The 1322-nt window shown below is 44.9% G+C and carries 2 protein-coding genes; both read left to right on the top strand.

The window, feature by feature from the left end:
* Positions 1 to 174 precede the first annotated feature (174 nt).
* Entirely contained in the window at positions 175 to 495 is a 321-nt protein-coding gene (locus AC1DUO_RS25050; RefSeq protein ID WP_013577914.1) for a PTS sugar transporter subunit IIB, read from the top strand.
* A gap of 127 nt (positions 496 to 622) precedes the next feature.
* The coding region (locus AC1DUO_RS25045) for a PTS transporter subunit EIIC (RefSeq protein ID WP_477989389.1) at positions 623 to 1322 on the top strand (700 nt) is incomplete at its 3' end.

Genomic DNA, 1322 nt, shown 5'->3' with positions numbered 1-1322 from the left:
AAGGAGAGACAATTTCTATAAGTTCCGAATTATCGCGCCCTGAAGTGATGCCGTATACTGCTTTCAGGCAGAGACGATTCGTTATCTTCAATTTATTTGCTCTGAATACATTCTCGCAGGTGAAGGAAAAACCGTTGCCTGAGCTGCAATTTATCGGGATATGAGGGTTTTATCATGGAAAAGAAAGTCATTTATTTGTTTTGCTCCGCCGGAATGTCAACCTCGTTACTGGTTTCTAAAATGAAGGTTCAGGCTGAGAAGTATGAGGTCCCGGTCATTATCGAAGCATTTCCTGAAACACTGGCTGCAGAGAAAGGTGCGGCAGCCGATGTCGTTCTGCTTGGGCCGCAAATTGCCTATATGCTGGATGAAATTAAAAAAGTCTTGCCGGGTAAACCGGTTGAAGTGATCGATTCTGGCCTGTACGGCAAAATTGACGGGTTAGGTGTTCTGAAAGCAGCCGTTGCTGCGATCAAAAAAGCAGCAGCACAGTGATCTTACGTTTTTCCTTATTTTAAAATTGAACGTCTTTATATTGAAATTTTTAAGTCAAAGAGAACTCCAGTCAAAGAGCGAATTTCTTCCCCTGGCCGCCAGATGGCGGCATTAAAGGAAAATACCAATGAGCAAAGCCATTGATTCACTTGAAAAGATACTTCTTCCTTTTGCCGTTAAAATAGGTAAACAACCGCATATTAATGCCATTAAAAATGGCTTCATAAAACTCATGCCGCTGACCCTCGCGGGTGCCATGTTCGTTTTAATTAATAACGTGTTCCTGAACTTTGGTGCCGGTTCTTTCTTTTATTCTTTAGGCGTGCGCTTAGACCCGTCAACTATCGATACGCTGGCCGGTCTGAAAACCATCGGTATTAATGTTTATAACGGTACGCTCGGTATTATGTCGCTGATGGCGCCATTCTTTATTGGCATGGCATTAGCGGAAGAACGTAAAGTTGATTCCCTCTCCGCCGGTTTATTAGCCGTTGCAGCCTTTATGACCGTGACGCCATACAGCGTCGGTGAAGCTTATGCGGTGGGCGCAAACTGGTTAGGTGGCGCGAATATTATTTCCGGTATGGTAATAGGTCTGGTTGTCGCAGAAATGTTCACCTTTGTGATTCGCCGCAACTGGGTCATTACCTTGCCGGCGAGTGTGCCGTCTTCGGTTTCCCGATCCTTCTCCGCGTTAATTCCGGGCTTTATTATTCTGTTTATCTTCGGGGTTATTTCCTGGTTACTCGGATTATATGGCCACAACTTCCACCAGATTATTATGGATTCAATTTCCAAACCTCTGGCGGCAATGGGCAGCGTGGTTG

It is taken from the genome of Rahnella sp. P4_A8, assembly GCF_056402435.1.
Note: the sequence above shows the minus strand (reverse complement) of the source record. Positions and strands in the feature narration are given on the sequence as shown.

Excerpts from the sequence above, each read along its gene's own strand:
- AC1DUO_RS25050 (WP_013577914.1), top strand. The coding sequence starts at position 175 with ATGGAAAAGAAAGTCATTTATTTGTTTTGCTCCGCCGGAATGTCAACC.